Origin of the sequence: Psychrobacillus sp. FSL K6-1267 (assembly GCF_038003265.1) — a bacterium.
Taxonomy (GTDB): domain Bacteria; phylum Bacillota; class Bacilli; order Bacillales_A; family Planococcaceae; genus Psychrobacillus; species Psychrobacillus faecigallinarum.
Window position 1 is genome coordinate 1,542,656 of the sequence record NZ_JBBOOR010000001.1, and the last position, 26,144, is coordinate 1,568,799.

The 26,144-nt window shown below is 34.6% G+C and carries 31 protein-coding genes and 1 pseudogene; 27 read left to right on the plus strand and 5 right to left on the minus strand.

The window, feature by feature from the left end:
• The first annotated feature begins 62 nt into the window (after positions 1–62).
• The 8 genes from MHB55_RS07510 (at position 63) to MHB55_RS07545 (ending at position 8,362) form a co-directional block, all read left to right on the plus strand.
• Positions 63–578, plus strand: a complete 516-nt coding sequence (locus MHB55_RS07510) for a DUF1850 domain-containing protein (RefSeq protein ID WP_340862900.1) — start codon at positions 63–65, stop codon at positions 576–578.
• Positions 562–2,586 carry a TRAP transporter permease gene (locus MHB55_RS07515; protein ID WP_144538124.1) on the plus strand — a complete coding sequence of 675 codons (2,025 nt, stop codon included), beginning with the start codon at positions 562–564 and terminating at the stop codon, positions 2,584–2,586. Before MHB55_RS07510 ends, MHB55_RS07515 begins: the two co-directional genes overlap by 17 nt.
• A 108-nt stretch (positions 2,587–2,694) precedes the next feature.
• Complete coding sequence (locus MHB55_RS07520; protein WP_144538125.1) at positions 2,695–3,732, plus strand: LytTR family transcriptional regulator DNA-binding domain-containing protein; 1,038 nt, start codon at positions 2,695–2,697, stop codon at positions 3,730–3,732.
• Positions 3,733–3,872: 140 nt separating this feature from the next.
• Positions 3,873–4,721 (plus strand): ABC transporter ATP-binding protein, encoded by an 849-nt coding sequence (locus tag MHB55_RS07525; protein ID WP_340862901.1) that lies wholly within the window; start codon positions 3,873–3,875, stop codon positions 4,719–4,721.
• The gene (locus MHB55_RS07530; protein WP_144538127.1) at positions 4,718–5,425 is read left to right on the plus strand and encodes an ABC transporter permease; all 708 of its coding nucleotides are present in this window, start codon (positions 4,718–4,720) and stop codon (positions 5,423–5,425) included. Before MHB55_RS07525 ends, MHB55_RS07530 begins: the two co-directional genes overlap by 4 nt.
• 337 nt (positions 5,426–5,762) lie before the next feature.
• A complete protein-coding gene (locus MHB55_RS07535) occupies positions 5,763–6,956 on the plus strand; it encodes an MFS transporter (RefSeq protein ID WP_340862902.1) in 1,194 nt (397 codons plus the stop codon).
• Positions 6,957–7,075: 119 nt separating this feature from the next.
• The gene (locus MHB55_RS07540; protein ID WP_151110472.1) at positions 7,076–7,531 is read left to right on the plus strand and encodes a helix-turn-helix transcriptional regulator; all 456 of its coding nucleotides are present in this window, start codon (positions 7,076–7,078) and stop codon (positions 7,529–7,531) included.
• 54 nt (positions 7,532–7,585) lie between these two features.
• Positions 7,586–8,362, plus strand: coding sequence for a hypothetical protein (locus MHB55_RS07545; RefSeq protein ID WP_151110470.1), 777 nt, complete (start codon positions 7,586–7,588; stop codon positions 8,360–8,362).
• Between the two features lie 111 nt (positions 8,363–8,473).
• Here the strand turns inward: MHB55_RS07545 and MHB55_RS07550 are convergent, their stop codons facing one another.
• Positions 8,474–8,926, minus strand: a complete 453-nt coding sequence (locus MHB55_RS07550; RefSeq protein ID WP_340862903.1) for an NUDIX hydrolase — start codon at positions 8,924–8,926, stop codon at positions 8,474–8,476.
• Between the two features lie 159 nt (positions 8,927–9,085).
• Between MHB55_RS07550 and MHB55_RS07555 the strand changes: the two genes are divergently transcribed.
• The 8 genes from MHB55_RS07555 to MHB55_RS07590 all read left to right on the plus strand — a co-directional run bounded on the left by MHB55_RS07555 (position 9,086) and on the right by MHB55_RS07590 (position 15,548).
• The gene (locus MHB55_RS07555; RefSeq protein WP_144538132.1) at positions 9,086–9,412 is read left to right on the plus strand and encodes a hypothetical protein; all 327 of its coding nucleotides are present in this window, start codon (positions 9,086–9,088) and stop codon (positions 9,410–9,412) included.
• A gap of 18 nt (positions 9,413–9,430) precedes the next feature.
• Positions 9,431–10,129 (plus strand): class I SAM-dependent methyltransferase, encoded by a 699-nt coding sequence (locus MHB55_RS07560; RefSeq protein ID WP_340862904.1) that lies wholly within the window; start codon positions 9,431–9,433, stop codon positions 10,127–10,129.
• 53 nt (positions 10,130–10,182) lie between these two features.
• Positions 10,183–11,019, plus strand: coding sequence for an alpha/beta fold hydrolase (locus MHB55_RS07565; protein ID WP_340862905.1), 837 nt, complete (start codon positions 10,183–10,185; stop codon positions 11,017–11,019).
• A gap of 68 nt (positions 11,020–11,087) precedes the next feature.
• Entirely contained in the window at positions 11,088–11,888 is an 801-nt protein-coding gene (locus MHB55_RS07570) for a methyltransferase domain-containing protein (RefSeq protein ID WP_144538259.1), read from the plus strand.
• A gap of 8 nt (positions 11,889–11,896) precedes the next feature.
• On the plus strand, positions 11,897–12,373 hold the full coding sequence (locus MHB55_RS07575) for an AraC family transcriptional regulator (RefSeq protein WP_151110460.1): 477 nt from the start codon (positions 11,897–11,899) through the stop codon (positions 12,371–12,373).
• 136 nt (positions 12,374–12,509) lie between these two features.
• Positions 12,510–13,181, plus strand: coding sequence for an AlkZ-related protein (locus MHB55_RS07580; RefSeq protein ID WP_191696359.1), 672 nt, complete (start codon positions 12,510–12,512; stop codon positions 13,179–13,181).
• A 96-nt stretch (positions 13,182–13,277) separates the two neighbouring features.
• On the plus strand, positions 13,278–13,631 hold the full coding sequence (locus MHB55_RS07585) for a VOC family protein (RefSeq protein ID WP_340862906.1): 354 nt from the start codon (positions 13,278–13,280) through the stop codon (positions 13,629–13,631).
• Positions 13,632–14,078: 447 nt separating this feature from the next.
• Positions 14,079–15,548, plus strand: a complete 1,470-nt coding sequence (locus tag MHB55_RS07590; protein ID WP_340862907.1) for a protein adenylyltransferase SelO — start codon at positions 14,079–14,081, stop codon at positions 15,546–15,548.
• 382 nt (positions 15,549–15,930) lie between these two features.
• On the opposite strand, the gene MHB55_RS07595 is transcribed toward MHB55_RS07590, so the two are convergent.
• Together MHB55_RS07595 and MHB55_RS07600 are read right to left on the minus strand one after the other, a co-directional pair.
• Positions 15,931–16,152 (minus strand): hypothetical protein, encoded by a 222-nt coding sequence (locus MHB55_RS07595; protein WP_340862908.1) that lies wholly within the window; start codon positions 16,150–16,152, stop codon positions 15,931–15,933.
• 224 nt (positions 16,153–16,376) lie between these two features.
• Positions 16,377–17,192: an EcsC family protein gene (locus MHB55_RS07600; RefSeq protein ID WP_340862909.1), complete on the minus strand. Its 816-nt coding sequence runs from the start codon at positions 17,190–17,192 to the stop codon at positions 16,377–16,379.
• A gap of 304 nt (positions 17,193–17,496) precedes the next feature.
• On the opposite strand from MHB55_RS07600, the gene sstT reads away from it, so the two are divergent.
• From sstT to MHB55_RS07630, 6 genes and pseudogenes are all read left to right on the plus strand, one after another.
• Complete coding sequence (sstT, locus tag MHB55_RS07605; protein ID WP_144538141.1) at positions 17,497–18,729, plus strand: serine/threonine transporter SstT; 1,233 nt, start codon at positions 17,497–17,499, stop codon at positions 18,727–18,729.
• Between the two features lie 99 nt (positions 18,730–18,828).
• Positions 18,829–19,074, plus strand: coding sequence for a hypothetical protein (locus tag MHB55_RS07610; protein ID WP_144538142.1), 246 nt, complete (start codon positions 18,829–18,831; stop codon positions 19,072–19,074).
• A gap of 102 nt (positions 19,075–19,176) precedes the next feature.
• A complete protein-coding gene (locus MHB55_RS07615) occupies positions 19,177–19,731 on the plus strand; it encodes a DUF1572 family protein (RefSeq protein WP_340862910.1) in 555 nt (184 codons plus the stop codon).
• Positions 19,709–20,809 (plus strand): DUF1835 domain-containing protein, encoded by a 1,101-nt coding sequence (locus MHB55_RS07620; RefSeq protein WP_340862911.1) that lies wholly within the window; start codon positions 19,709–19,711, stop codon positions 20,807–20,809. The genes MHB55_RS07615 and MHB55_RS07620 overlap by 23 nt, the downstream gene beginning before the upstream one ends.
• A 77-nt stretch (positions 20,810–20,886) precedes the next feature.
• Positions 20,887–21,360 carry a DinB family protein gene (locus tag MHB55_RS07625; protein ID WP_340862912.1) on the plus strand — a complete coding sequence of 158 codons (474 nt, stop codon included), beginning with the start codon at positions 20,887–20,889 and terminating at the stop codon, positions 21,358–21,360.
• A 47-nt stretch (positions 21,361–21,407) separates the two neighbouring features.
• Positions 21,408–21,799 (plus strand): annotated as a pseudogene (locus MHB55_RS07630) (LURP-one-related/scramblase family protein).
• A 183-nt stretch (positions 21,800–21,982) separates the two neighbouring features.
• Here MHB55_RS07630 and MHB55_RS07635 read toward each other — a convergent pair.
• Both MHB55_RS07635 and MHB55_RS07640 read right to left on the minus strand, forming a co-directional pair.
• On the minus strand, positions 21,983–22,534 hold the full coding sequence (locus tag MHB55_RS07635) for a glutathione peroxidase (protein WP_144538147.1): 552 nt from the start codon (positions 22,532–22,534) through the stop codon (positions 21,983–21,985).
• 457 nt (positions 22,535–22,991) lie between these two features.
• Complete coding sequence (locus tag MHB55_RS07640; protein ID WP_260866604.1) at positions 22,992–23,159, minus strand: hypothetical protein; 168 nt, start codon at positions 23,157–23,159, stop codon at positions 22,992–22,994.
• Positions 23,160–23,255: 96 nt separating this feature from the next.
• Here MHB55_RS07640 and MHB55_RS07645 point away from each other — a divergent pair, with 96 nt between their 5' ends.
• From MHB55_RS07645 to MHB55_RS07665, 5 genes are all read left to right on the plus strand, one after another.
• Positions 23,256–23,432, plus strand: a complete 177-nt coding sequence (locus MHB55_RS07645; protein ID WP_260866605.1) for a hypothetical protein — start codon at positions 23,256–23,258, stop codon at positions 23,430–23,432.
• A 153-nt stretch (positions 23,433–23,585) separates the two neighbouring features.
• Positions 23,586–24,029 carry a VOC family protein gene (locus MHB55_RS07650; RefSeq protein ID WP_144538148.1) on the plus strand — a complete coding sequence of 148 codons (444 nt, stop codon included), beginning with the start codon at positions 23,586–23,588 and terminating at the stop codon, positions 24,027–24,029.
• Between the two features lie 33 nt (positions 24,030–24,062).
• The gene (locus MHB55_RS07655; protein WP_340862913.1) at positions 24,063–24,623 is read left to right on the plus strand and encodes an AAA family ATPase; all 561 of its coding nucleotides are present in this window, start codon (positions 24,063–24,065) and stop codon (positions 24,621–24,623) included.
• Between the two features lie 24 nt (positions 24,624–24,647).
• Positions 24,648–25,094 carry a GNAT family N-acetyltransferase gene (locus MHB55_RS07660; RefSeq protein WP_144538150.1) on the plus strand — a complete coding sequence of 149 codons (447 nt, stop codon included), beginning with the start codon at positions 24,648–24,650 and terminating at the stop codon, positions 25,092–25,094.
• 242 nt (positions 25,095–25,336) lie between these two features.
• Positions 25,337–26,122, plus strand: coding sequence for a serine hydrolase (locus tag MHB55_RS07665; protein WP_340862914.1), 786 nt, complete (start codon positions 25,337–25,339; stop codon positions 26,120–26,122).
• Positions 26,123–26,144 lie beyond the last annotated feature (22 nt).

Sequence of the window (26,144 nt, forward strand, 5' to 3'; positions counted from 1 at the left end):
AAAGAGGCTCTGATGCGTACAGCTTCGAGTCTCTTTTCTAGTTAAGTGAGGTTTCAAACTTTGTGAAAAATAAAGTAATATTTGTCTTTATACTGATAGCGGTCATATTTATTTTTATACCGTTCATACCTGCATTTTCGTTTACAGAAACTCGTACAGATTCGCCAGTTTCATATTATCTATTGATAAACGAAGAAAATAACTTTCAGATTGTATTTACTCACACTATACATAAAACAGATGTGATTGAAAACTATCAAATAATGGACAGTGAGATTCTATTACAGTCAATGGAGTATAGTGATGTAGCAATTGGGATGCCAAGTTATGCAGAAAAAGGGCAAACTCTGATTTATAAAGAAGGTACATATACTTTGTCAAATGATGAACCAGTTGTTTTGCCTCATTTTACTTTGTTTATCGGAGATGTGAAGGATAAATTGTATTTTAAATATGGATTAAAAAAATATGATTTAAAAGAAAAATTAAAAAAAGGGAAATCTTATAAAGTCGAAGTGACAAAGCTTTCCTTAGTAGAAGTAATGAAAGGAGTTAACCTGAATGAAAGAAAACCATGATGACAAAACGAAGCAAAACACTGAGTCCAGTAATTTTCAGGAGCTATCAATAGAGGAGCAACAAGCTCTTTTAGAAAAATATGATCCAGAATCCAATACGCGTAGTATAGGTGGCAACTTGAAATACCTTATTTATATAGGCTTGTTGGCATTTTCATTATTTCAGCTTTATACTGCTATATTTGGGCAATTTCCTGCACAAATTCAGCGTACTGTCCATTTAGGATTTGGTTTATTATTTGTATTTCTTTTATTTCCTGCACGAAAGAAACTATCTAAAACGAAAATTCCCTTTTATGACTTCATATTAGGGGCGGGAGCGATTTTTGTTGGGAGCTATTGGGTTATAAACTATGAAAGACTTGTCCAAAGCCTAGGAAGTTTGGGTACGTTAGATTTTATAGTAGGTTTAATTGCTATAATATTAGTTTTAGAGGCTGCACGTCGAGCAGTAGGTTTACCAATAACTATTATAGCAGCATTATTTTTACTTTATGCATATCTGGGGGAGTACTTCCCAGCCTTCATGGCTCATCGAGGTCAAAGTTTGGATAATATCGTTAATTTAATGTTTTTCTCTACAGATGGTATTTTAGGAACACCTTTAGCGGTTTCCTCTACTTATATTTTTGCGTTCCTGTTATTTGGAGCCTTTTTAGTTAAAACTGGGGTTGGACAATATTTTAATGATCTGTCAGTTGCAGTAGCCGGAAAACTCATTGGTGGTCCAGCAAAAGTAGCGATTTTCTCATCTGCACTACAAGGGACTATTTCAGGAAGCTCCGTTGCAAACGTAGTTACATCAGGGGCGTATACGATTCCGATGATGAAATCTCTAGGATACAAGAAAGAATTTGCTGGAGCAGTTGAGGCCTCCTCTTCAACTGGTGGACAATTAATGCCACCAATCATGGGGGCTGCTGCTTTCTTGATGGTTGAATTCATCGGACGTGGAGTGACATACTGGGATATTGCCAAAGCAGCAGCTATACCAGCACTTCTATACTTTACTGGGATTTGGATTATGACTCACTTTGAAGCAAAGCGTTTAGGTTTGCGCGGGTTGACAGATGAACAGATGCCGGATCGTAAAGAGATTTTTAAGAAGATTTATTTAATCTTGCCTATTTTCTTAATCATAATTTTAATGATGGTTGGTGTTCCTGTAATTCATTCAGCATTATATGGTATTCTGGCATGTATCGTAGTCGGCTGGATTAATAAGGACACGCGCCTTGGTCCTAAAGAAATAATGGATGCATTAGTGGATGGAGCTCGTACAGCACTTAGTGTAGTTGCGGCTACGGCTTGTGCAGGTATTATTGTAGGAGTTGTTGTAAAGACAGGTCTTGGTCTAAGTCTGGCAACTAGTCTTGTTAAACTTGCAGGTGGTAGTATTATTCTTACATTATTCTTTGTAATGATTGCCTCCCTGATTCTAGGGATGGGAGCTCCAACAACTGCCAACTATGTTATCACATCGACTATTGCAGCGCCTGCAATCATTGCGTTACTAGCACCAGATACAGCGCAAAATGCAATTCCGATTGTTGTTTTACTATCTGCACATTTCTTCGTATTTTATTTTGGGATAGTCGCAGATATAACACCGCCGGTTGCCTTAGCCGCCTTTGCTGCATCAGGAATATCGGGTGGTGACCCAATTAAAACGGGGATTCAGTCCTCCAAGTTGGCAATTGCCGCATTTATCATTCCATATATGATTGTATTCTCGCCAACCCTGTTGATGATAGATACAACATTATGGCAAGTGTTATGGGTGACCTTTACTGCCATCATTGGAATGCTAGCGATTAGTGCTGGTATGATTGGTTATTGGTACCGTAAAGTGAATCCTGTTGAAAGGTTGTTTGCAATTCTCGCAGGACTATTGCTTATTTACCCAGAAGGCTATTCAGATATGGCTGGCTTAGCTTTATTCGGTATTCTGTTAGCAATTCAACTTGCTACTCGAGAAAAAGACAATAAAAAGGTAGTTACACTATAAGGAAAACCATGGGCCTAAAACGGCTCATGGTTTTTGTTTGTATATAGAAAAACATGAATATATTGGTATAATATAGTTATTAGAATACATAGAATAGAGGATTTATTAATGACTTTGAAATTTATACAAGCAGAAAAACATACAAATGATATGGTGCTCTTTCCTGAATTCAATTTAGACATAATACAAGGAGAGGTTACCGCCATTGTTTCTACTGTTAATGTGAAGGAGCAGCTGTTAAATACTTTGTTAGGAAAAACAAGATTATCTAATGGAAAAATTGATTATATTCCTGAAAACAAAATTGGGTTTTTCTTTTTGCATGAGGGAGGATATGAACGACTGACGGTCTTGGAAAACTTAAAATTTTATAAAAAACTATATAACTCTCCTGAACAAATAGACAAAATCATGCACTCCGTACAACTTGGTGCCCAAAAAAATAAAAAATTAATGAATTTAACGTATTCTGAAAGAAAACGCGTTCAGCTAGCATGGTTACTTATTCACAGTCCAGACATTTACATAATGGAAGAGCCTGATCAAAATTTAGATATTGAATCGAAACGTATTCTTTTATCCATTTTAAGAGAGCTTCGTCTAGCGCAAAAAATTATATTAGTATTAACAGGTCAAGTGGAGAGTGGGGTTGCTTGCTCGGATAACGTTTACCGATTAAATGAAAAAGGACTTCATCCAATTCACACAAAGGAAGAAGAAAGTGAGGAAGTGAAAGAAATAGAGTCACCTACCGCTAAGATTACAACAACCGATGAATCAGTGGAAGAGAAATTAATTCAGCCTATTCGTTTTGAAAAAATACCAACTAAAGTAAATGAAAAAATTGTATTGTTTGATCCTCCAGAGATAGATTACATTGAAAGCACAGAAGGACAAACTTATTTACATATAAAAGGAGAAAGCTTTGCTTGTTCCTTTACATTAAATGATCTAGAAGAAAGATTATTAGCCTTTGGTTTCTTCCGATGCCATCGTTCATATATCGTGAATTTACAAAAAGTGAGGGAAGTTATTACGTGGACACGAAATAGCTACAGCTTGGTACTAGATGATACAGAAAAATCATCTGTTCCACTTTCTAAGACTAAAATGGCGGATTTAAAGGGAATGTTAGGACTTAAATAAGCTCCATTCAACTAAAATAAGAGTCCACTCACCCTAAATTTGACTCCTTTCACCGGAAATATAATGTTTTCGATTTAAATATCTCATAATCTTAGGTTGTAGATACGAAATGTTCAACCAAACAATTAGGAGGTTTTCAAATGGAAAATGTAATTGAAGTAAAAGGTCTAGCCAAATATTTTTCAAATTTTAAGGCAGTAGAGGATGTTAACTTTCAAGTAAGAAAAGGTGAGATTTTTGGATTTCTTGGCCCAAGTGGTTCAGGGAAAACAACTACTATTAAAATACTAACGGGTCAGTTAGACCCAACAGAGGGGGAAGCGCTTGTTTTTGGTGAAAAAGTATCCAACTTCAAGAACCCTAATGAAAGAAAGCGGTTCGGTGTCCTTACTGATAATAGTGGACTATATAGTAGATTGTCTATTTTCGAAAATTTAAAGCTATATTGCGAGCTATATGATTTGCCAATTTCCAAGGTAGATGAGGCACTAAATTTTGTAAACCTAACGGAGGCACGCAAGAAAAAAATATCTGTACTATCTAAAGGGATGATTCAGCGAGTAGTACTTGCGAGAGCCATTCTACATGAACCGGAGCTATTGTTCTTAGATGAACCAACCTCTGCTCTAGACCCAGTAAACACATTGCATATTTATAACGGATTACGTGCTTTGAATGAAAAAGGAACAACCATCTTCTTAACAACCCATGATATGCAAGAAGCAGATACGCTTTGTGACCGAGTTGCTTTTTTAAATGAAGGGAAAATTCAATTACTGGATAAACCTAGTGAGCTGAAGAAACAGTTTTCGGATGGAACGATGACAATAGAGCTAACTAATAATGAAACGGTAATACTCAAAAGAGATGAAGCTGGAGCAGATAAGATGTTCCAATTGATGAAGGAGAATCGTATTTCAACTGTACATTCCAATGAACCATCATTAGGTGATATTTTTGTTAAAGTGACTGGAGGAGAATTAATATGACATTTTCATGGAAACGCGTAAACGCAATCTTTCAAAAGGATTTTAAAGAATTTACTAGAAACATAGCAGTCTCAATGGTTATATACTTACCTGTTTTAATGGCCGCTATTTTTAGCAGAATGGGAATGGATCCAATAGTCAATAGTAATTTCACAATAGGCTTTGCTTTTACTATGGTAGGCTCGTACGTTCAATGTTGTTTAATCGCAGAAGAAAAAGAAAAAAATACACTGCGTGGATTAATGCTATCTCCTGCAAATACCTATGAAATTCTTGGTGGAAAAAGTGCATTATCATTCGTTTTAACAATGGTTGTAGCTGTGGCTAGTGTTATGCTTGCTGGGTATACTCCAGCCAACATACCCGTTTTGGGATTAGGATTAGCTCTATGTGCAATATTCTTTATAGGCTTAGGAACGTTATTAGGGTTAATAGCTAAATCCGTAATGGAATCATCAGTAATTGTATTACCAGTTATCTTTTTGTTCTCCACGGGATCAGGAATCCTTAGCTTTAGCGAAAAGTATCCGATTTTTAGTGTAATCGAATATATACCCAACCTTCAGCTGCTTGAAATGGCAACGAAAGTAGATGCTGGAGCTGGATTTGGAGAAATATGGAGTCATTTAGGTATAATCGCTTTATGGTCAGTAGTAATCTATATTATTACAGCTGTCGTTTATAAAAAACAAATGGTAGATTGACGATGATTCATTTTCGCTCTACTCGGTTGCTTTATAGCCTATGATCGATAAAGCCATCACAGTCGAATTCATCCGATTGTGATGGCTTATCTAACTTCAATCTAGCTTTTACGCGTCCTGCTTAAATTTACAGAATAATAGATGTTTTTATTTTAAAGGTAAAGTGTTAATATGAAATTAACTCAATCAATTTAAAATAGTGCTCAATGAAAGGAAAAGTTTGTAATCCCCCAGAACTTCTCCGATCAGCACATCAAAAGGAGGCTACAATTTATGTCTTGTCCAATTTAATCCATAACCTTATTAAATAGAACGAAATTTAATATGGGGGATTGAAATGAAAAAAAATAAAAATTTTCTATTGTTACTGACTGGTCAATCGTTCGCGAATCTAGGGGACGTATTTTATATAGTTAGTGTAATTAGTGTCTTATATAATTTAACTGGCTCTGCAACAATCTCATCAATTGTGCCTTTTACTATTACTTCAGCAATGTTTGTATCGAGTTTATTTACACCTTTATTTCTTGGGAAATACAAATTGAAGACATTGCTCGTTTGGTCACAAATGGGAAAAACTGTACTATTAATAATACTAGGGATTTTTCTGTTTATGTTTATGCAATCAACCAATTATTGGATTGTTTTTGTGCTCATCGCAGGGATAGCACTTCTTGATGGATGTGCTAATCCTATAATGCGGGCTTTTCTACCTCATTATGTTGCAGATGATAAGCTTGTAAAAGCTAATAGCACTGTGGAAACGGTTAACCAGATAATACAAATTGGTGCTTGGTTGTTTGGAGGATTGTTACTTCTTTTATTTAATCCTTTTTGGTTGATCATAATAGTAAGTGGCTTGTTTTTAGTTTCAAGTATTTTGACTTACCTTTTAGACCATGTGAATCACGTAGAAAAAAAGGAAGAGTCTCTTTTCACACAGCTATCAGTAGGCTGGATAAGTATAATGGATACACCAGTTCTTAGAAAAATTATACTAATTGATATTTTGGAGACAATCGCTGGGACTGTGTGGATAGCAGCTATTCTCTATATATATGTGGAGCAGGCACTGAAAGAAGGAGAGCATTGGTGGGGGTTTATCAATGGAGCGTTTTTTGTAGGATTACTTTTAGGTAGCATTATTTGTATAAAATATTCTCACTTAGCAGATACCTATAAGCACTATTTTATCGGTTTTGGTGCTTTGTTGAGCGGTGTGCTTACTATTTTGTTCGGCTCTACAAGCTATCCTTTACTTGCTCTTGTCCTATCAATAGGAATCGGTCTGTTTGGTCAATTAAAAAACATACCACAGCAAACTGTTATTCAAAGAAGTGTGCCCTTAGAAAAATTAGTAACTGTTTATACATCTCTTGGGACGGTGGGTACTGGATTGTTTGGTATATCTTCCTTAGCAGTAGGTGTTGCTGTTGATTTGGTCGGTGTAAGAGTCGTGTTTATTATTTCAGGTGCACTATTACTACTAGTAAGCTTAATAGTTTTGCGGCACAAACGATTGTTTATTTAAGAACGAGTAAAAAGAGCATTAATTTTTCGTTTAAGAAGCTCAGTTATCCGACTGAGCTTTTGGTATTTTATTTAGTATATTTCAGTTATAATTAGTGTAAAATTACACGAGGTGAGCCCATGGATCGTGATTTCTTAATACATATAACTTCTCAAAGTCTTAAGCTTATTAGAGTAGAAAATGACTATACACAAGATAAAATGGCCGAACTCTTAGGCATCTCAAAGAAAACTTTGGTTCAGATAGAAAAGGAAAGGACTTTTGCAAATTGGACGACTACTATCGCAATATGCGCTTTGTTCCGTGATAGTCCTACGCTACAAAATCAAATTGGGGGAGATCCAATGGAGGTCATTGAGCTCACTGCCCATGATGTAATTATAAGACCAAAGGATAAAACGCTTGGCGGCTATATATGGTGGAAAAATGTAGAGGAGAAAAATGGTTTTCGTCTTCAACAAAATGTGCTCAGCAAGCACTTTCGAATAGTGGATGAAGAAAATTACCGTATACTTAGCACCTTTGATGAATTGGTAGCTAGAGAAAAATGGAGTATTATTAGTCAAAAAATATAATGTTGTTCAAACCTCCCTTTTAGTGTAATATTACACTAAAAGGGAGGTTTAGTTATGAGGGAAATAAAAAAATATATCCTGATACTTTTGTATTTAGTTGCGTTGGTGTTTAATTTCATGCCTGCTATTAAATTTCCAGATGGCAATTTAAACTTTTATCATTTAGTTATTTCTATATGTCTTTTGGTAGGGTTATTAATTTACACTGGCAAAAAGATGTTGAGGATTTGGATATTAATAGCTTTTGGAGCATCATTGACTGTATTCGGTATAAATAGTTTGGAAAATCAATTTTTGCATTTTTCCTTTTTAGACGTAATTGCGAATATACAATATCCACTGTATATGTTTTTCGTTATTCCGTTGTTTGGACTAAACAAATTATTGAATTTGAGCTATGGGAGTTTTTCGTTGATCGTTTCTCTAATATATTTAGTCATTCTGGCAAGTAACTATGCCCAATATAAGTGGAAAAAACAAAACGTAGCTTTTATTATTTTAGTTCTTATGTTTTATTGTTTCCCATTTGGATATTATGCAATGTATTTAGACTTTACGAAAGGAACGATGATTGGATACCTAATTATGATTATAGGGACAATAGTTCTTGCCTACATATGTAAGTCGTTTCTCTTTATTTCAGTCCTGTTAATAGGAAATATATTGTCAATTATCAGTTCTTTATATTTTATTCATATGATGAATACGACTGTAGACTGGGGATATTATTTTAAACCATTCCGTCCCTATACTGTATTTTTTATAAGCTTCCTCTTAAACTGTATTCCTCAATGGATTATCAGTAAATCAGTTAAAAGGAGGTCTATATAAAGACAAAAAAAGGCTGACTTTCTTTAGAGCTATTGGAATCCATGTATTACTAATACAAATTTGAAGTGTCAAATTCTGTTTGATAATAAAATGAATTAATAATTTACAATTTCACCTAGTGATCCATTGCATGTCCACCGCTTTTTTCTTTGCTAGTTGTAAAATTTGAAGTCTAGGGGCATATTTGTTTTCAAGTTGTGTGATAAGCAGCTCGAAAGTTAAGAAATTACTTATAAGATAACCGGTTTTTTCGTTTTGAAAGTCATATTTTCCAAGTGTTTTTACTTTAGAATGGTACCAAACTGTATATGTATCTGTAGAAGACCAGTACCAGGATGCAAATGGTATCTTTTCCTCCATTAATGTAATACCTACTTCCTCCATTACTTCTCGAACCAAAGCTTCCTCTAAGGTCTCGCTATTTTCAACTCGACCACCAATAGTGGTGATTAGCTGTTCATCTTTGTCCCAAGCAAGCATAATCATACCTTGCTCATTTATGGGGATACAATGAACCCCAGCAATTTGTTTATCGGTTGGTAGAGTATCGATAAAATTTAGCATGAAATTTCCTCCTTCGTTTTTAAAAGTATTCGATAATAATTGTAAAATACCTCTTAAAATAAAATACAGAATAATTAAAAATCTATTATTATATTTACAAATTTTGGTGTATAATTTAGTAGAAAGCTATTTTCAGTTCTCATAAAAGGGGGTCTAAGGTTGAAAAATTTATACGTAATAGTTGCTACTTTACTTGTGGAAACTGCATTAATCTGGGGTGTTTCTATCTTATTAAATTGGAAGATGGTTGATATAATCTTCCTTGGAGGATTAGCTTTATTTGGACTGATTTGGTTTTTTCAACTTAATTCAAATAGACAAAGCAATGCTGAAAATGCACATCTGAAAGGCTGGAATGGGCAGAACGGTGGAGCGATTACTCCGTTTCAGTTTAAGAGTTCTCCAGTAATTATTGGTCTATTACTTTTTATTGTAGTGAGCTTTTGTGTCACAGCATTTACTTATTATCCTTACTTTATTGATTAAACGAGATGGGGTTTACTAATGCGGAGGTTAGTTACTGAACCAGAAGATTTATATCTATTGTTAGATAGTCTATTAAGAGAGCCAAAATTATTTTGGAATGGGTTTTATAGTGATCGAAAAAAAGATATTCCTTTCTTTAGTAACGTACCCGATGAAAATTTAGTCGATTATATAGATTGCGGTATATTTAAGCCGGGGAGAGTATTAGAGCTAGGCTGTGGCCCGGGGCGAAATGCTATTTATCTTGCCAAAAAAGGATATGTAGTAGATGCCGTTGATCTTTCGAGGGAAACTATAAACTGGGCTATCGAGCGAGCTAAAATAGAACAAGTAGATATCAATTTTAATTGTCAAAATATTTTTGAACTGAATTTTCAGGAAGGAAGCTATGATATCGTGTATGATTCTGGCTGTTTTCACCATATTGCACCCCATCGACGAATAAGTTATATCCAATTAGTAAAGAAAGCTTTAAAAACAGGTGGTTATTTTGCTATCACATGCTTTGCACCAAATGGTGAGTATGGCGGGTCTACAATTTCAGACATAGAAGTTTATCGGACTCAAAGTTTAAAGGGAGGGTTTGGTTATGATGAAGAGAAATTAAGAGCTGTCTTTAAAGACTTTGAGGAAATAGAGATAAGACAAATGAAAGAAAGTGATCAGTCAGTACTAGGCCTGGCTGGTTTTATGACAGCAATTTTTCAAAAGAGATAGATAGTAAGTAAAATTTTGAGCATTAAAGTGATAAAGAGTAAGGAGAAGTTTCAATGTCTAAATGGTTAAGACAAATGGTAACAACTAGTCGAGGGGTTTTTGAAGTGTTTATTAAAGGAGAAGGGGAACCAGTTTGCGTTACCCATCTTTACTCAGAGTTCAATGATAGTGGTGACTATTTTGCAGATGTTTTTACAACTACAAACAAAGTATTTCTTGTGAACCTGAGAGATGTGGGTAGCTCGGACAAGCCTAAATTTCCACACGAATTAAGCATGATAGATGCAGTTCTTGATTTAGAAGAAATCCGTCAGGCATTTGAATATGACAAGTGGACCTTTGCAGGACATTCAACAGGAGGGATGCTGGGTTTAATATATGGCATTCATTTTTCCTACTATTTGAAATCTCTTGTAGTAGTTGGATCCTCTGCAAGGGAGTATAGCTCCACCTCTCCTAAATGTATCTATAATGAGGAACACCCAAATTATAAAAGAATGCAAGCCTTAATGGAGCTGTTAAAAAAACCTGATCTTACTAAAGAAGTAAGACTTCAACTCTCAAAAGAGAGGACACAATTTTCTTTGTACCACCCGGAAAACTATGATGAATTGTTTTCATGTAATATACATAAGAAAATATCTGCAAACAGATTAAACTTCTTTGGAAGAGAGGTTTTAATCTATGATGTGACTCGCCAGCTTGATAAAGTTGAAACTCCTGTACATATTCTTTGTGGACGACATGATGTTCAATGTCCTGTAGAACTTTCTATAGAGATGAAAGAGCTATTGCCGCACGCATCCATCCATATATTTGAACAGAGTAATCACTATCCATTTTTAGAAGAAAAAGAGTTATTTATTCAAACTATTAATGAAGTTTTATAAACGAAAGAAATTTAGTTTAGTATCAATCGTTAAATGATTTATTTTCAATGAAGGAAGGGCATGAGTATATGAGAAGCTATGGAAATGATTTGTTTTCAGGAACAGCTAGATATTATTCACTTTATCGACCACTTTACCCTGATACTCTTATCAGATTTTTAATACATAAATTTGCTTTAGATGGTACAGGACAGATGTTGGATTTAGGTTGCGGTGATGGAAGATTGGCATTAAGATTTGTCGATTGGTTTGAAACGATAGTAGGGGTAGATCAAGAACCAGAGATGATTGAAGAAGCTAGATATCTACAGAAAGAATCTAGACATGACAATATTGAATGGTTTACAGGTAATCTTGAAAAATTTAACGCTCAGCAAAAAAAGACGTTTAAGATGATAACTATTGCAAAAGCTTTTCACTGGATGGAACGAGAAAAAACGCTTGAAATGTTATTTGACATGTCTTCACTAGGGGGAGGGATTGCAATTATCGACCCATGTTCTAAAAAAAATGAACGTTCTTTATGGCAAAACAAAGTGGATGAGGTTATCAAGCATTGGTATGGTTCAGAGCGAAGGGCAGGAAATACAATTTACCAATCCCCTAGTGAGAATTATGAGCAGCTAATTGAACGTTCTAAATTTAAATTGGACAAAGTGGAGCTTCCACCCTATGAACAAAGGTGGAGCATAGATTCTATTATTGGCAATATATATTCTACATCCTATGGAGCAAAACACTTTTTAGGTGATAATGTTCATTTATTTGAAGAACATTTAAAGAAGGAGTTATTGGCAATAGAACCAACTAATACTTTTAAGGAAAATATACATCTATCAGTCATTCTAGCACTTAAACAAGGAGAGTAGGTTGAAAAATGAATATAACTATAGTGGAATTGCCTAATTATGAAGTAGCATATATAAGACGTTTTGGCAGTTATCTTGAACCTAATACACACTGGGGAAGACTAATGGAATGGTCGTTCTCCGAAGGTCTTTTTCCGCCTGCGCAAGATTTCATAGGAATCTCATTAGACAACCCCAGCCTAGTAACCCCAGACAATTGCAGACATGATGCTTGCGTAACTTTACCTAGCAATTTTAAAAAAGGAGAACATAAGGAAATAAAGTACCAAACGTTAGAAGGTGGATTATTTGCCTTATGTTCCTATTACGGAGAACCTCAAAATCTACATATTGCTTATGATCAAGTATACGGTCAGTGGCTTCCAGCAAGTGATTTCGAACCAGATTTTAACCGATCCAATTTGGAATTTAGCCGAAATAACCCTGCAGAAGACTCAAAAAGATATGCTAAGGTAGATCTTTATGTACCTATTAAGGAAAAGTAACTGAACTTCAATGTATACGGTGATTATGATCAATAAGAATCTAATACAGCTTCCTGTTGAACATCTGCTGCATACAATTTTATAGATGTTTAAACAAAACATATAAGTAAGAGGATTTTATAGGAGGGTTAAATGTATGGAAAAACAGATTAAATCATATGAAGAAGCTGTTCTGATAATAGAAGAAATAGGGTTATTACCCCTTGCCCCCTTAATACCCGATTATCCTTCACTTAGTAGTGTAACACCTAAAGATAGCTGGCATTCTGATACGGCATTCGATCCATGGATATGGCGAACAAAATTTTCAACGGATGGAGTAGCAGGATACGGAAAGTTTATTAAGAAAAAATCTGTGCTAATTTCTCGTGAGCTTCTCCCATATTTTAAAAAGGTACTAGGAGAGGTAGCATCAATTGAAAAACGTTTTGCAGATGGAAAATTATCAAGAGAGGCATTAGCAATCTTTCAGTTAATTGAAGACGAACAGGGTATAGATACTAGAGTTTTAAGGAAAAGGGCGGGACTTTCACATAAGGATCAGAAGAAAATATTTGAGAATGCTTTATTAGAACTCCAAGGAACGATGGATATAGTTATAGCAGGAATTCAAGAAAAAAAAGATGAGCATGGAGAGAAAAATGGGTGGAATAGTACTGCATTTGAAACCTATGAAGCATGGACAGAAAGAAACAGTATAAAGAATCTAGAACTTAGTAAAAGGGAAGCTATAGAGTTTTTGATTGCTCATTTTGAAAACAAATGCAATGAGAATGCGATGAAGAAGCTAATGAAAATATTGACATGAGTTTGTCTAGAGCAATATCCATGGGATTTTATAGTACTTAAATCTGAAGAGCAATTGGATTGAAAAATCGATAAAACAATAGAAAGTGGGTAAAAGATGGGTAAAGTTGTAGGCTTTGAGATGAACAGTCAGGAACCAGAAAAGGCTTCGAAATTTTACGCAGAAGTATTTGGATGGAAGGTACATGAACCAAGCTGGGATTATTGGCCGGTCACTACAGATGAAAACACTGAAAGTAATCATCTGCAAGGTGGTATCAGTAAAGGACCTCATGATTATCCACATGGCACTAGAGTTCAAATTGAAGTAAATTCGATAGATCACTCTTTATCCAAAGCTGTTGCAAATGGAGCTATGGTACTGAGAGAAAAAATGGAATTTGATGATTTCTATCTTGCTTATCTTGTTGACCCAACAGGAATCGGTATTGGTTTAATAGAGAATAAATGAAAAATAACAAGAAGGAGCGGCGTGTGCCAGCTCCTTTTTATAATTCATGCTCAACTCCCCTATTCCATACGATTTACTACACCCTCCTTTATTTTTACTACAATCAACGCGTCGTTGACGACAAGAATTTCAAATTTTACGACAATCCGAAATCTGAACTATCCATTAAAATAGTTTGGTCTTTATAACTAATTAGGGATCATTTGTCACTCGGAGCTCCAGCGATTTGGCCTTCCTTATTGCTCACATTGCTAAAAAATGTCTATCTATAACTGAATTGAATTTTGCTTCATACTCTTTTCTGTTCTTCATATAAATTATACATATGTAAAACACCGATCAAATAAAGGTAAGTCATTAACTAGCGTATTACCCTACAATGAAGGGTATAATGAGAACAATAAGTAGAAGATAACTATTAAATGCTAGAGAGGAAAGGAAGATAGGATGTCAGAACAGAGAAAACGAGCTGGATGGAATTTAGACAACAGTTATGCAAGTCTTCCACCAATATTTTATACAATAATAGAACCTAATCCTGTTAGGTCACCAAAGCTAGCTATCTTGAATGAATCGCTTGTAGCTGAGTTAGGATTAGATGCAAATCTTATGAAAAGTGAACAAAGTTTACAAATCCTTGCAGGTAACAAAGCACCTAAAGGTAGCGAGCCTCTTGCTCAGGCATACGCAGGACACCAATTCGGCAATTTTACTATGCTAGGTGATGGACGTGCATTATTGTATGGGGAACAGATAACTCCAAACGGAGTGCGTTTAGATATTCAGCTAAAAGGTTCAGGGAGAACACCTTATTCCCGTGGAGGAGATGGAAGAGCGGGACTAGGCCCAATGCTAAGAGAATATATTATTAGTGAAGCAATGCATGGTCTTGGAATACCGACAACGCGCAGCCTGTCTGTTGTAACTACTGGTGAAGCTATTGTTAGAGAGACTAAACAGCCGGGAGCAGTTATGGCGAGAATTGCCAGCAGTCATATTCGAGTTGGTACTTTCCAATTTGCTGCAAATATGGGTGAGTATGAGGATTTGCAGGCATTAGCTGACTACACGATTAACAGGCATTATCCTGAATTGAAGGATAAAGAAAATAAATATTTATTGCTACTTGAGGAGGTAGTAAAACGTCAAGCAGCCCTTATTTCTAAATGGCAGCTAGTTGGTTTTATACACGGCGTGATGAATACAGATAATATGAGCATCAGCGGGGAAACAATAGACTACGGACCATGTGCTTTCATGGATACGTATGATATGAAAACAGTTTTTAGCTCGATTGATACTCAAGGTCGCTACGCTTACGGAAACCAACCAGGTATTGGTGGTTGGAACTTGGCTAGACTTGCTGAAAGCTTATTGCCCCTTTTACACGAGGAGCAGGAGGAAGCTATTAGGCAAGCACAGGAAGTACTATCCGCATATCCAGAGTATTTCCAAGCAAATTATTTAAATGGTATGAGAGTAAAATTAGGATTATTTAATAAAAAAGAAGAGGATTTATCTCTTATTCATGAGCTTTTAGAACTAATAGAGAAATATAATGCAGACTATACGAACACCTTCCGTGCTCTTACTATGGAGAAACTAGAGGAAAATGAACTTTTCAAATCCGATAAATTTGCTCAGTGGCAAACGAAGTGGTCAGAAAGATTAGAAAAACAACAGGAATCGAAGCATGAATCTATAGAACTGATGAAACAGCATAATCCAACAATAATTCCAAGAAATCATCGCGTAGAGGAGGCCCTAGATGCAGCAGTTGAAAAAGGAGACTATCATGTGATGGAAAAGCTACTAGCAGCGCTTAAAAATCCTTACGATTATTCAGCTGATAACCTGGAATATACAGAACTACCTCCGAAAACTAGCGGCGGATACCAAACCTACTGTGGTACATGATAATAAAAGACTGTATTTCCTTCCTTTAAGCAAATGCTAAAAGATGAGAAAGCAGCATTAGTCACCTAGTAATTCTAAATTAATTTCTTATTAAAGCCTACAAATAAGTATTTTGTTTGTAGGTTTTTTGGTTTGGTATGCAGTAATTATTTCGTTTATATGCTTAATCATAACTTCAATTTTAGAAAAGGATTTTATTGGTAAATTGAAGGTCTTTAGTATTATCTGTTTCTGATAGGTATTATATATCAACTAACATAGCGACATTTTTAATACATATCTATCCTATCAAAAACTAATATACTGAAAATTGTAATTCTAACGATAAATGAAGGTTTTTAAAAAAGGAGGAAGTGAATGTTCACTTTCCTCCTTTCACTATTTATCTCTTTTTCTTTTTTCCGAGCTCTAAGGCAGCTTTATTTTTCTCGACTATTTTTTCGAACTCTACCTGAACATGCACATGATTATTGTCATTATAAGTGACATCTAGAACCTTACACTTTCGTCCTTTGATTTTTAAATCTTCGTCCACTGCAGGAATAGTTCTTAAGGCTTGAGTTAATAGGATTGTGTTATTTTCATGAAAATGTACCACGAACATGTGCTTTTCCCCTTTTTCCAATAAATTAATTCCAATAGTAGAATCTCTATATTTTATGAAAAAGATAGGAATATAGAACAATAGAAACGGCAAACTTAAACTTGAAGAGAATAGAGTAATAATGATGGAATCGACCGATTAACTCTTTGAACAAATAATTCCCCGTAACAGTTTAAATATGTCTAACTGTTACGGGGAAGTTCACTTTGTGAGGCATCTTTCTTTTAAACCGAATCACTTTTTATATCCTGTAGCTTTTCATAAATTCTTCTTTTTCTGTAAAGCATAGTTCCAGTCTCTGCGATGTCTTGGATCATTCCTTTGTTTGCAAATGCTCCGAAGATGATTCCAGCGATTGGCACCATTTGTAAGAGCTTTTTCCATCCGAATTGATCACGATAAGTGAAAAATACCTCCAGCCATCCTTTTAACTGAGACAACATATTTTCAGATGATTGCTTGTTTTGATGTAGAGCAGATAATTCATTTAAAATGGATTCCTTTCCCACAATATCAGCCGAAGCAAACTGTAGGCACTTAACGATAAAAACACGCTCTTGCTTATCATTTGGATCATAACCATGAATAATCGCAATTTCTTGCAAAGTTTTAAGTGCTGTACCTAGGATCAAAGGAATATCAATCGCTAAAGTAAAAATACCCCCGATCCCAGTTGTTGCACCTTGCAGTGTGGCAAATTTCACTCGTTCCTTTTGGAGATTTTCACTCAATATAATCATATCTTCTAAAGGGATGTTCCTAATATCCTCAATAGATTCTATAGGTTCATATTTAGTGGAAGATTGTATTTTTTTAATCATTGCTTGTTCATTAATTAAGTATTTTCCACCCGTTTGAATATAACTACCTATTTCAGAAACAAGTACGCCAATTTTCTCCTGGATGAAAGCGGGAGTTAACTTGTCAAGAACCTTAAAAGGAAGGCGCCCTATCTTCTCCCAAAACCATAAACCCTTTTGGTCTTTCTCCCAATCTTCAATTTCCTGTATTCGAGAATATAAATATTCTTTCGTTTCCATCTATCACTTCTCCTTTTAATGAATTCCTACTATAACTATAATCTATTGTAACTTTCTTTTCTTAATAAGACGCCCACATTTCTTGAACAGTTACCTGAAAGCAAGATTATTACAGCTTCCAAGAATTGTTACAGGTGCCAGGCACCTGTAACAATTAGTAAATATTATCTTGCAATAATTGTTTACCAATTCTTAATCTTCGTGTTAAACTATCATTTATACTTAGATAACACAATAATTTGACATAATGAAGAGTCATTACATCTTAGATTATGCTATTATGTTAAATATCGGGGGGAAAAACATGAAAAATCTTATACATAAGTGGAACCAAGTAAGCCTAGTTAAACAAATTTTACTAGGGATTGTAATAGGCGTGGTTCTAGCTGTCACTATACCTGACGCTGCAAACTGGGTAACTATTTTCGGAACTTTATTTGTAGGTGCTTTGAAGGCTGTTGCACCAATATTAGTTTTATTCTTAGTTATGCATGCTATCTCTTCTCACAAAAGTGGCCAGCAGACTAATATGAAGTCAATTCTTATACTTTATGGAATTGGAACTTTCCTTGCAGCACTAGTTGGTGTAGTTGCTAGCTTTATATTTCCGGTTACTCTAACCCTCACCACAGGAGTTGAGGATGTAACTCCTCCTAGTGATATTGTAGAGGTATTGAAAACTCTATTGTTCAACGTTGTTGATAATCCAGTAAATGCAATTTTAAATGCCAATTATATCGGAATTTTGACTTGGGCTATCTTACTAGGTCTAACTTTAAAGAATGCTGCAGAAACAACAAAGAATGCCATTGCAAACTTTTCTGATGCTATTTCTCAATTAGTTAAATGGGTTATTAAATTAGCTCCACTCGGCATTTTAGGACTTGTTTTTGAGGCAATAGCTACAAACGGTCTTTCTGCTCTAAAGGAATATGGCCAATTAATTATCATATTATTAGGATGTATGTTATTTGTGGCGCTAGTTATTAATCCACTCATTGTATACATATATGTACGCAAAAATCCTTATCCATTAGTATTCCGAACGTTAAGAGAAAGTGGTATTACTGCCTTCTTCACACGTAGCTCTGCTGCTAATATTCCAGTAAATATGGGGCTTTGTGAAAAGCTAGAATTGGACAAGGATACTTACTCTGTTTCAATTCCATTAGGTGCTACTATTAATATGGCTGGAGCAGCAGTAACTATTTCTGTATTGACACTTGCTGCCGTTCACACTTTAGATATAGAAGTAGATATAGCTACTGCAATAATCCTAAGTGTACTAGCTGCCGTTTCAGCTGCAGGTGCTTCAGGAGTAGCTGGCGGATCTCTTTTACTTATTCCATTAGCTTGTAGTCTATTTGGAATTCCTAACGAAATAGCAATGCAGGTTGTTGGTGTTGGATTCATCATTGGAGTTATTCAAGATTCATGTGAAACAGCGCTAAACTCTTCTTCAGATGTATTGTTCACAGCAACGGCAGAATATGCGAAGGATCGTAAAGAAGGAAAAGAAGTAATTATTCACTCCTAATAAAATAGCACCCCTTCATAAAGAGAAACTTTGTGAAGGGGTGCTTTTTACATATTTCTCATCAAATGAAGGATACTAAAGCAAAAAGGAGATTCCTAAATGTCCGAGTGTCCTCTATGTAACGCATTTAATCATTTAGAGCAAAACTGTCCAAAGTGTACCAATCCTTTAGAAGATGCTGGTAAGGAAAGTGATTTTTTTGATCCCTATGCTCATTATAACGATTTAAATACTATAAAGATGGGAGACGGTTATCCAGACACATACAAAGATGACACCTGTCCACATCTCATTATGTGTAATAACTGTGGTTACGATGAGGTAAAATTTATACAAGGAATATAATAAAGAAACAGCTGATTTTGAATTTGCAAAACAGCTGTTTTATTTTGTTGTATAAAGTACAATATATGTAATATTGAAAAAATATGTAAGTGGGGTGGAATTTTGAGTATTGGATCAGAATATTTAATGGTAGTTAAAAAAAGATTTGAAAGTATGAAAGCACTTGGGGATAAAACTTTTAATCAATTATCAGAAGAAGATATACATTGGACTTTAAATGAAGAGTCAAACAGTATTGCAATTATAGGAAAGCATATGAGCGGTAATATGATATCAAGATGGACTGACTTTTTAACCTCTGACGGTGAAAAGCTAAATCGAAATCGAGATAGTGAATTTGAAGACAATAACACAACCAAAAGGAATCTCCAGGCTATGTGGGAGAATGGATGGCATGTATTAATGGAGGCACTAAATGAACTAAAAGAGGAGGATTTATTGAAAATAGTTTATATTCGTGGTGAAGGTCACTCAGTTATCGAGGCGATTGAAAGACAGTTAGCACACCAATCCTATCATGTCGGTCAAATAGTCTACATTGGTAAGCTTATCAAAAATAAGGAATGGGAAAACTTAAGTATACCAAAAGGTAAATCAGATGATTACTTACGCCAAATGCTAGAACAAAATGCTAGTGAAAAGAGGAGTTATCATTAAAAAAAAGATTCATCACCCATTCATTTATTTCTTCTTTGAGCCGAACACAGTCATGGTTTATAAAATAGAAACTCAAAAATATATAACTGTTTATGATTTAAGAAAACATGAGTGTGATATTTATAAAATTAATGCAGCAATTGACTTTGAATATTTCCATCATGAAGATTATGAACCAGCTATTTCTTATAGCTACTTCATCAATGTGGATTTAATGGTTGAAATAGTAGAAGAAATCAACCTAGTAATACAAGATTATCTTCGCAAGAATTTCCAAAAACCTGTGGGCCCTTATCATTTAGTTTGCTTTGAATCTACTGCCGGTTCGCTTAATGTGGGACTTCCAAGGCCAAAGACGGTAATCGCAATTCCGGATAACTTATCGTACGGTCCTTTAGGGAAATTAGATAAAAAAGAAGACAGAAAAATACGTGAAGAATGGCTATATGAAAATATAAATGACGAGCTTGAAGAAGGAATTTATACATGTAAATTCAGTAATTCCTTACGCCAAATCGAGGATATTTCAGAGTCAGTACCTATTTATTTATGGTGTGGGAGCAATGCAGCTGAACAAATAGGACTTCGATTTATGTTGTATTTATTGAGAAAAAAGAAAAATACTATCTATCTATTAGGAAATCAGATAGAAGAGAAAAAAGCTGATATTTCTTTTACGAGTCAAATGGATTCAAAACAAATAAAATCCTTATTTGAGCGAAATAAAGAAAGCCGCCAACTATCCCTAGAAGAACGTTCTTATTACTCGGAGGAATGGTTAAAATTAATCGAAAGAATGGAAGTATTACGCATTTGGAATGACGGGGAAATATTAGGCGTCCCAGAGAGCTTTTTTGATTCTCTCATCCTGGAAACACTAGAAGGACTTCATGCCAAGCAAACGGAAAAAGATTTCATCCCTGTTGGAGAAGTGATTAGAGAGATGTTAATTTCTTCAGAAGCTAATATCAACTTGTTCTTTTTAGAATATAGAATAAGACAGTTAATTTATAATGGCTCTTTGTATATAAAAGGAATTCCTAAATCTATTGACCGATACAAAGTAAAACTTCATTAATGACTTTCAAACAACATTGGCTTTTAAGTCCGGGACTTTTATAAAGGTTTTTAAATACTTGGAAGGGAGTCTTGAAAATGAGAAAGTTCTTTGAGTACAATTGGCACGTAAGAGATGATTGGTTTGAATGGTGTAAGCAATTATCAAAAGAGGAGTTATATAAAAAACGATGCGGTGGAGTAGAAAGTATTTTACATACCCTTTTTCATATTACAGAAGTGGAATACAGCTGGTTGCAAGGGATTCAGGGAAAAGAAGATATCCAATTTGAATTCCGTAATTACGAAACCTTGGAAAAAGTACAACTAATCTCAGATGAACTGAGAGATGAAAATGCAAAATTTTTAAAGTCGAACTTTGATATGAATAAGGTGGTTAGTGTACCTTGGGCTAAAGCAAAGTATACAATCGATGAAATTTTACACCATATTGTCGCACACGAAATACATCATATAGGTCAACTTTCAGTTTGGGCAAGAGAACTAAATTTAGCGCCTATTCAAGCTCACTTCATTGGAAGAAGGATCGATATTTTAAGAGAAAATAAATGAAAGTAAATTAAAATAAAATTTACTATATACAAAAGGAGGAAAAGTAAATGAAGGAACTTTATATAAAGCAAAAGGTATTGAGTCTAAGTGGCAAGTTTACTGTAAAGAATCAGCAGGAGAACGATGTTTACTTCGTGGAGGGCAGCTTTATGCAGATTCCAAAAACTTTCTCCATTATGAATACATCAAGAGATGAAGTCGCGCTCATTACAAAGAAAATGTTCAGCTTCTTACCAAAGTTTTTTGTAGAGGTGAATGGTAGAGAGGTGTTAAACATGGGGAAGTGGTAGGTAATGTGAACAAGGAGTGGTTCACTTGGGGAGATAGTTACAAGGTTCAAATTCTAAAAGAAGAAATGGAAACTATTATTATTGCGCTTGTTATCGCAATTGATTGTGTGAAGGCTGACGAAGCTGCATCCTCATCAGCCTCAGTTTAAAAATAAGAAGTTATGAGTATTACCTAATATGTATTTTTAGATAATACTAGAAAGAGATTCTTAAAATAATGTAGATACTATAAAAAGTACAAAAAGAGCAACATAGTCTTTACAGCAAAAAAACGTCACAAAACACGATTTTTGCAAATTCACAAGAATCGTATTTTGAGAACTCAATCGGAACTATAATATTGCTTCAATATCCTTTTCCATATCTACTGTGTCAGTAGTAGGTTCAAAGCGATGAAGAACATTGCCATTACGGTCTAATAAAAACTTGGTAAAGTTCCATTTAATAGAGTTACCGTGCATATAATGTGGAACCTTTTCATTAATGAGAGAACTTAAGATTCGCGATGATGGATGAAAATTGTTGAATCCTTTAAAGGGCTTAACCGCAGTTAGATAGTTGAAAAGAGGTTCAGCTCCCTCGTCTCTTACTTTTACCTTAGAAAACATAGGGAATTGAACACCATAATTTAACTTACAAAATTGGTTAATATCCTCATTCGTCCCAGGCTCCTGGTTATCAAAGTGATTAGTGGGGAATCCTAAAACAACAAATCCTTTATTCTTATATCGATCGTATAACTTCTGAAGATCTTCATATTGATATGTAAAGCCACATTTACTAGCAGTATTGACAATTAATACTACATTCCCTTTAAATTTCTCTAACGAAACTAAGTTACCGCTGATGTCTGGCACTTTAAAATCAAAATCATAGATACTCATCTTTATTCTCTCCCATCTTCTAATTAAAATCATGTAATAAGAGTCTTATGAACTAAGTCTTAAGTCTTGTATTTTGATTATAGTATACTTTTAACTCATTTACCAAATAACTGCTTAGTAAATTAATAGATGGTAACTAAATAATAGTTTGAATGAGCTAGACTAAAACTGTTTGTAAATGCAAAAAACTCAGACTATTAATAAATCCAAAAAGGGCCATCAATTTAAGAAGGAAATGAAGAACTTTTGGCGTATTTATATAAATTGAGATTTTTTTTCATTTAGTTTTTATTACCATGTGGGTTCGAGAGGGTGTGGATGGGATAGTATAATGAGTTTCCATGTTTTGAAAAGAGGTTAATTCTTAGTATTTATGCATGATACATACTCAAATACTAGAAGGATATACATTTCTAGTATTTGAGAGGCTGAATTTATAGGTTTTCGTTTTGTTGTTTTATTTCATTTCATCGCCAGTCAGAATTATATTGGCTTCCTCAAACGCCTTATGTTCATCAACAGAGTTCCCAGGCATATTTTTGCCATTGGGAAAGGTAGAACCATTATCAAGTGTTAACTTCTGTTTTTTATGAGAATTTTTAAGATAATTCTCTTGCTTTTTCAATCTGTATCACTCCTTTTTAAAAGGTTTTACAACAGCATGTAAACTTATACATATATAAATTAATAGGTATTACAAGCTAAATAATGGGGTTTTAAAATGATAGATTTATTTGGAGTTGTTTTCTTATGGGGAATTCCAGTTTTGTTAATGTGGAGCATTATTTTAAGTATTCTTCATACGGTGAAATATAGTGAATCAGGACAGTTTCTAGGAAGAATAGTGACCTTCATCGGTGCTATCTATACATATTTTGTGGGTTCATTTGCAGCTTAGTTTGGTCTAATTTGTATATTTTTTGGACTAATCGGTTTTACGGAAGGGGCGATTATATGGTCGTTACTATGTCTATCGTTCGGCGTATTTATGGTGTATCAATTTTTCCCACGTTATAAGATGCCTGAGGAATAAAATGGAGGAGGAAAGTAAATGAATCGAATTAATATTATTACACTAGGTACAAGGGATATAGTCAGTGCTCACCATTTTTATAAACAGCTTGGATTTGCCACATCTATTAGAGGAACAGAATCAAATCCGCATATTATTTTCTTTAAAAATGAAGGAACGAAAATAGCATTGTATCCAATTATGGAGCTTGCAAAGGATACAAATAAAGAGAATCCCCCAGTCTTATCAAGTGGATTCCCAGGAATTACATTAGCTTACAACGCAAAAACCAAAGAAGAAGTGGATGAGTTAATGGAAAAGGCTAATTTAGCAGGGGCAACTATTCAGAAAGCACCGAAAGCAACTGATTGGGGAGGCTATGGAGGCTACTTTACTGACCTAGATGGCTACTATTGGGAAATAGCTTATGCTGAAGACTGGGAGTTTGACGAAAACAATATGTTAGTGATAGAGGATCAATAAAGCTTGTTTTTAAGATAACGGAGGAAAATGAAAATGGAGAAGTTTGTGTTTATATTTGGTCCTCAAGCAGTTGGTAAGATGTCAGTTGGACAGGAGCTCGCAAAATTGACGGGTCTAAAGCTATTTCATAATCATATGACAATTGATCTACTAGAGCCGCTCTTTGGCTTTAGTGATGAAATGTGGCGGCTCACTCATCAATTTCGAAAGGAAATATTTCAATCATTTACTCAAAGTAATCATTACGGAATGATTTTTACAAAGGTTTGGTATTTTGATAAAAAAGAGGATTGGGATGATGTTGAAAGTATATGTCAGTTGATGTCTTCTAATGGGGTCTCTATTTACTTTGTTGAGTTAGAAGCACAAGTAGAGGAAAGATTAAAGCGAAATAAGAATCCACACCGTTTGGAATGTAAACCAACAAAAAGAAACGTGGAGCAATCAGAACAGCATTTACTAAGTACATTGCAAAGCAATAGGTTGAATTCGTTTCCTGAGGAAATTAAACGTGAAAACTTTTTAAGAATAGATAATACTTTTTTAAGTCCAGACGAGGTAGCAAAAATAATTAAATCTAAGTTTCATATATAAAATTATAGAATATGAGGAAACAATATGTCTGTAAATTCCACGTTAGAAATAATAAGTGAGTTAACTACAAAGGATCAGTGGATAGAAGCTTATCCTATAATGAAGCAGCTGAGAACTGATTTGACCTTGGAAGCGTACATAGATTTATTACAAGAAATGCAGAAGGATGGTTACAAGCTTTACGCCTTATACTTTCAAGGGAAAATAGCTTCATTAGTCGGTTTTAGCTGGAGAACAAATTTTTACAGTAAGCGTCATATATTTGTCTACGATTTAGTAACCGATGCGTCCCAGCGTTCAGGTGGCTACGGCAAGAAGTTATTAAAATACATACAGGATTATGCTAAAGAAAACGGTGCAGAATATGTAGCACTAGAATCAGGTATTCAACGAATAGATGCACATCGGTTTTATGAAGAAAAATTAGAATATGACAAATGGTGCTATTCCTTTAGAAAAACATTAATTTAATATAAAAAACATTAAACGTCTTCAAAGTATTCATTGAAGACGTTTTTCTTATACGAATAGAGATTTATGATTAATTTTATATGCGTTCAATAAGACAACTAGAGTGAAGCACAGTCTTTATTACATATAGGTATCAGAAAATTTACTATTAACATATTTTCCATTTATTAGTGTGTTATGATAAAGATAAAGCCTATTCTTGTAGTCTAGGTATAATATTCTTTTTTGCTAGGTGGGGTTTAATGGAAAACATATTAGAAAAATTAAAGGAAATTAAGCAGGGGGAAATTGGAATCACGCTTTACTCAACGACAGAAGATAAGATTTTACATACTTTAAATAAGGATTTAATAGTGCCATTAGCTTCTGCAGCAAAGATAGTAATTGCTTTTTGCGTTGTAAAATTGGTGGAAGAGCAGAAATATAAGTGGACGGATCAAATACAAAATATAAATTTTAACCCTGATGAGGATAGCGATGTCCTTTATCCTCATTATCAAAATAGGTCCAGGCTGATGCTTTGTGAAGCGGTAGAGGTGATGATTGCCTGCCATGATAGTCATGTAGCAAATAGCATAGTTCAATTTTGTGGAACCTGGGACTATTTTAATCAAAAGATTCGAACCTATTTTAAGAAAATTAATATAAAGCAAAATCCAAAGGATTTAAGTAGCGAGGGCGAGTTAGCTCAAATCTTAGAACTTTTAAAATGTAGTATTCAAGGCTATGATTCAGAGCCAGAAGTATGGGCTCCCCTTATCAATGGTCTAGTTAGGCAAAGAGGAGAAATCAAAGGAATTCCAAGCCACTTAGTAAATCATATGACAGGTGGATTAGATAATGTAGTAATAGATATTGGGATAATCGGTGAATTTTCGAAAGCTCCAATTTTATTCGTTTTAGGAGCCAAAAATTTGCCGAATCGAAATATTAATCAATTGGCGGATGAGAAAATAGCAGAAGCTTTGAAATTAATTTACGAAACATATTGTAAAAGTAACAACGTTCAGGATTGTAAAATTTTATAAAAGGGGACAACTTATGAACGAT

Coding starts and splice junctions, on each gene's coding strand:
- MHB55_RS07665 (WP_340862914.1), top strand. CDS start 25,337: ATGGAAAACATATTAGAAAAATTAAAGGAAATTAAGCAGGGGGAAATT.
- MHB55_RS07545 (WP_151110470.1), top strand. CDS start 7,586: ATGAGGGAAATAAAAAAATATATCCTGATACTTTTGTATTTAGTTGCG.
- MHB55_RS07580 (WP_191696359.1), top strand. CDS start 12,510: ATGGAAAAACAGATTAAATCATATGAAGAAGCTGTTCTGATAATAGAA.
- MHB55_RS07550 (WP_340862903.1), bottom strand. CDS start 8,926: ATGCTAAATTTTATCGATACTCTACCAACCGATAAACAAATTGCTGGG.
- MHB55_RS07660 (WP_144538150.1), top strand. CDS start 24,648: ATGTCTGTAAATTCCACGTTAGAAATAATAAGTGAGTTAACTACAAAG.
- MHB55_RS07515 (WP_144538124.1), top strand. CDS start 562: ATGAAAGAAAACCATGATGACAAAACGAAGCAAAACACTGAGTCCAGT.
- MHB55_RS07560 (WP_340862904.1), top strand. CDS start 9,431: ATGCGGAGGTTAGTTACTGAACCAGAAGATTTATATCTATTGTTAGAT.
- MHB55_RS07650 (WP_144538148.1), top strand. CDS start 23,586: ATGAATCGAATTAATATTATTACACTAGGTACAAGGGATATAGTCAGT.
- MHB55_RS07575 (WP_151110460.1), top strand. CDS start 11,897: ATGAATATAACTATAGTGGAATTGCCTAATTATGAAGTAGCATATATA.
- MHB55_RS07570 (WP_144538259.1), top strand. CDS start 11,088: ATGAGAAGCTATGGAAATGATTTGTTTTCAGGAACAGCTAGATATTAT.
- MHB55_RS07525 (WP_340862901.1), top strand. CDS start 3,873: ATGGAAAATGTAATTGAAGTAAAAGGTCTAGCCAAATATTTTTCAAAT.
- MHB55_RS07520 (WP_144538125.1), top strand. CDS start 2,695: ATGACTTTGAAATTTATACAAGCAGAAAAACATACAAATGATATGGTG.
- MHB55_RS07625 (WP_340862912.1), top strand. CDS start 20,887: ATGAGAAAGTTCTTTGAGTACAATTGGCACGTAAGAGATGATTGGTTT.
- MHB55_RS07585 (WP_340862906.1), top strand. CDS start 13,278: ATGGGTAAAGTTGTAGGCTTTGAGATGAACAGTCAGGAACCAGAAAAG.
- MHB55_RS07540 (WP_151110472.1), top strand. CDS start 7,076: ATGGATCGTGATTTCTTAATACATATAACTTCTCAAAGTCTTAAGCTT.
- sstT (WP_144538141.1), top strand. CDS start 17,497: ATGAAAAATCTTATACATAAGTGGAACCAAGTAAGCCTAGTTAAACAA.
- MHB55_RS07610 (WP_144538142.1), top strand. CDS start 18,829: ATGTCCGAGTGTCCTCTATGTAACGCATTTAATCATTTAGAGCAAAAC.
- MHB55_RS07565 (WP_340862905.1), top strand. CDS start 10,183: ATGTCTAAATGGTTAAGACAAATGGTAACAACTAGTCGAGGGGTTTTT.
- MHB55_RS07600 (WP_340862909.1), bottom strand. CDS start 17,192: ATGGAAACGAAAGAATATTTATATTCTCGAATACAGGAAATTGAAGAT.
- MHB55_RS07645 (WP_260866605.1), top strand. CDS start 23,256: ATGATAGATTTATTTGGAGTTGTTTTCTTATGGGGAATTCCAGTTTTG.
- MHB55_RS07590 (WP_340862907.1), top strand. CDS start 14,079: ATGTCAGAACAGAGAAAACGAGCTGGATGGAATTTAGACAACAGTTAT.
- MHB55_RS07535 (WP_340862902.1), top strand. CDS start 5,763: ATGAAAAAAAATAAAAATTTTCTATTGTTACTGACTGGTCAATCGTTC.
- MHB55_RS07530 (WP_144538127.1), top strand. CDS start 4,718: ATGACATTTTCATGGAAACGCGTAAACGCAATCTTTCAAAAGGATTTT.
- MHB55_RS07595 (WP_340862908.1), bottom strand. CDS start 16,152: ATGTTCGTGGTACATTTTCATGAAAATAACACAATCCTATTAACTCAA.
- MHB55_RS07655 (WP_340862913.1), top strand. CDS start 24,063: ATGGAGAAGTTTGTGTTTATATTTGGTCCTCAAGCAGTTGGTAAGATG.
- MHB55_RS07635 (WP_144538147.1), bottom strand. CDS start 22,534: ATGAGTATCTATGATTTTGATTTTAAAGTGCCAGACATCAGCGGTAAC.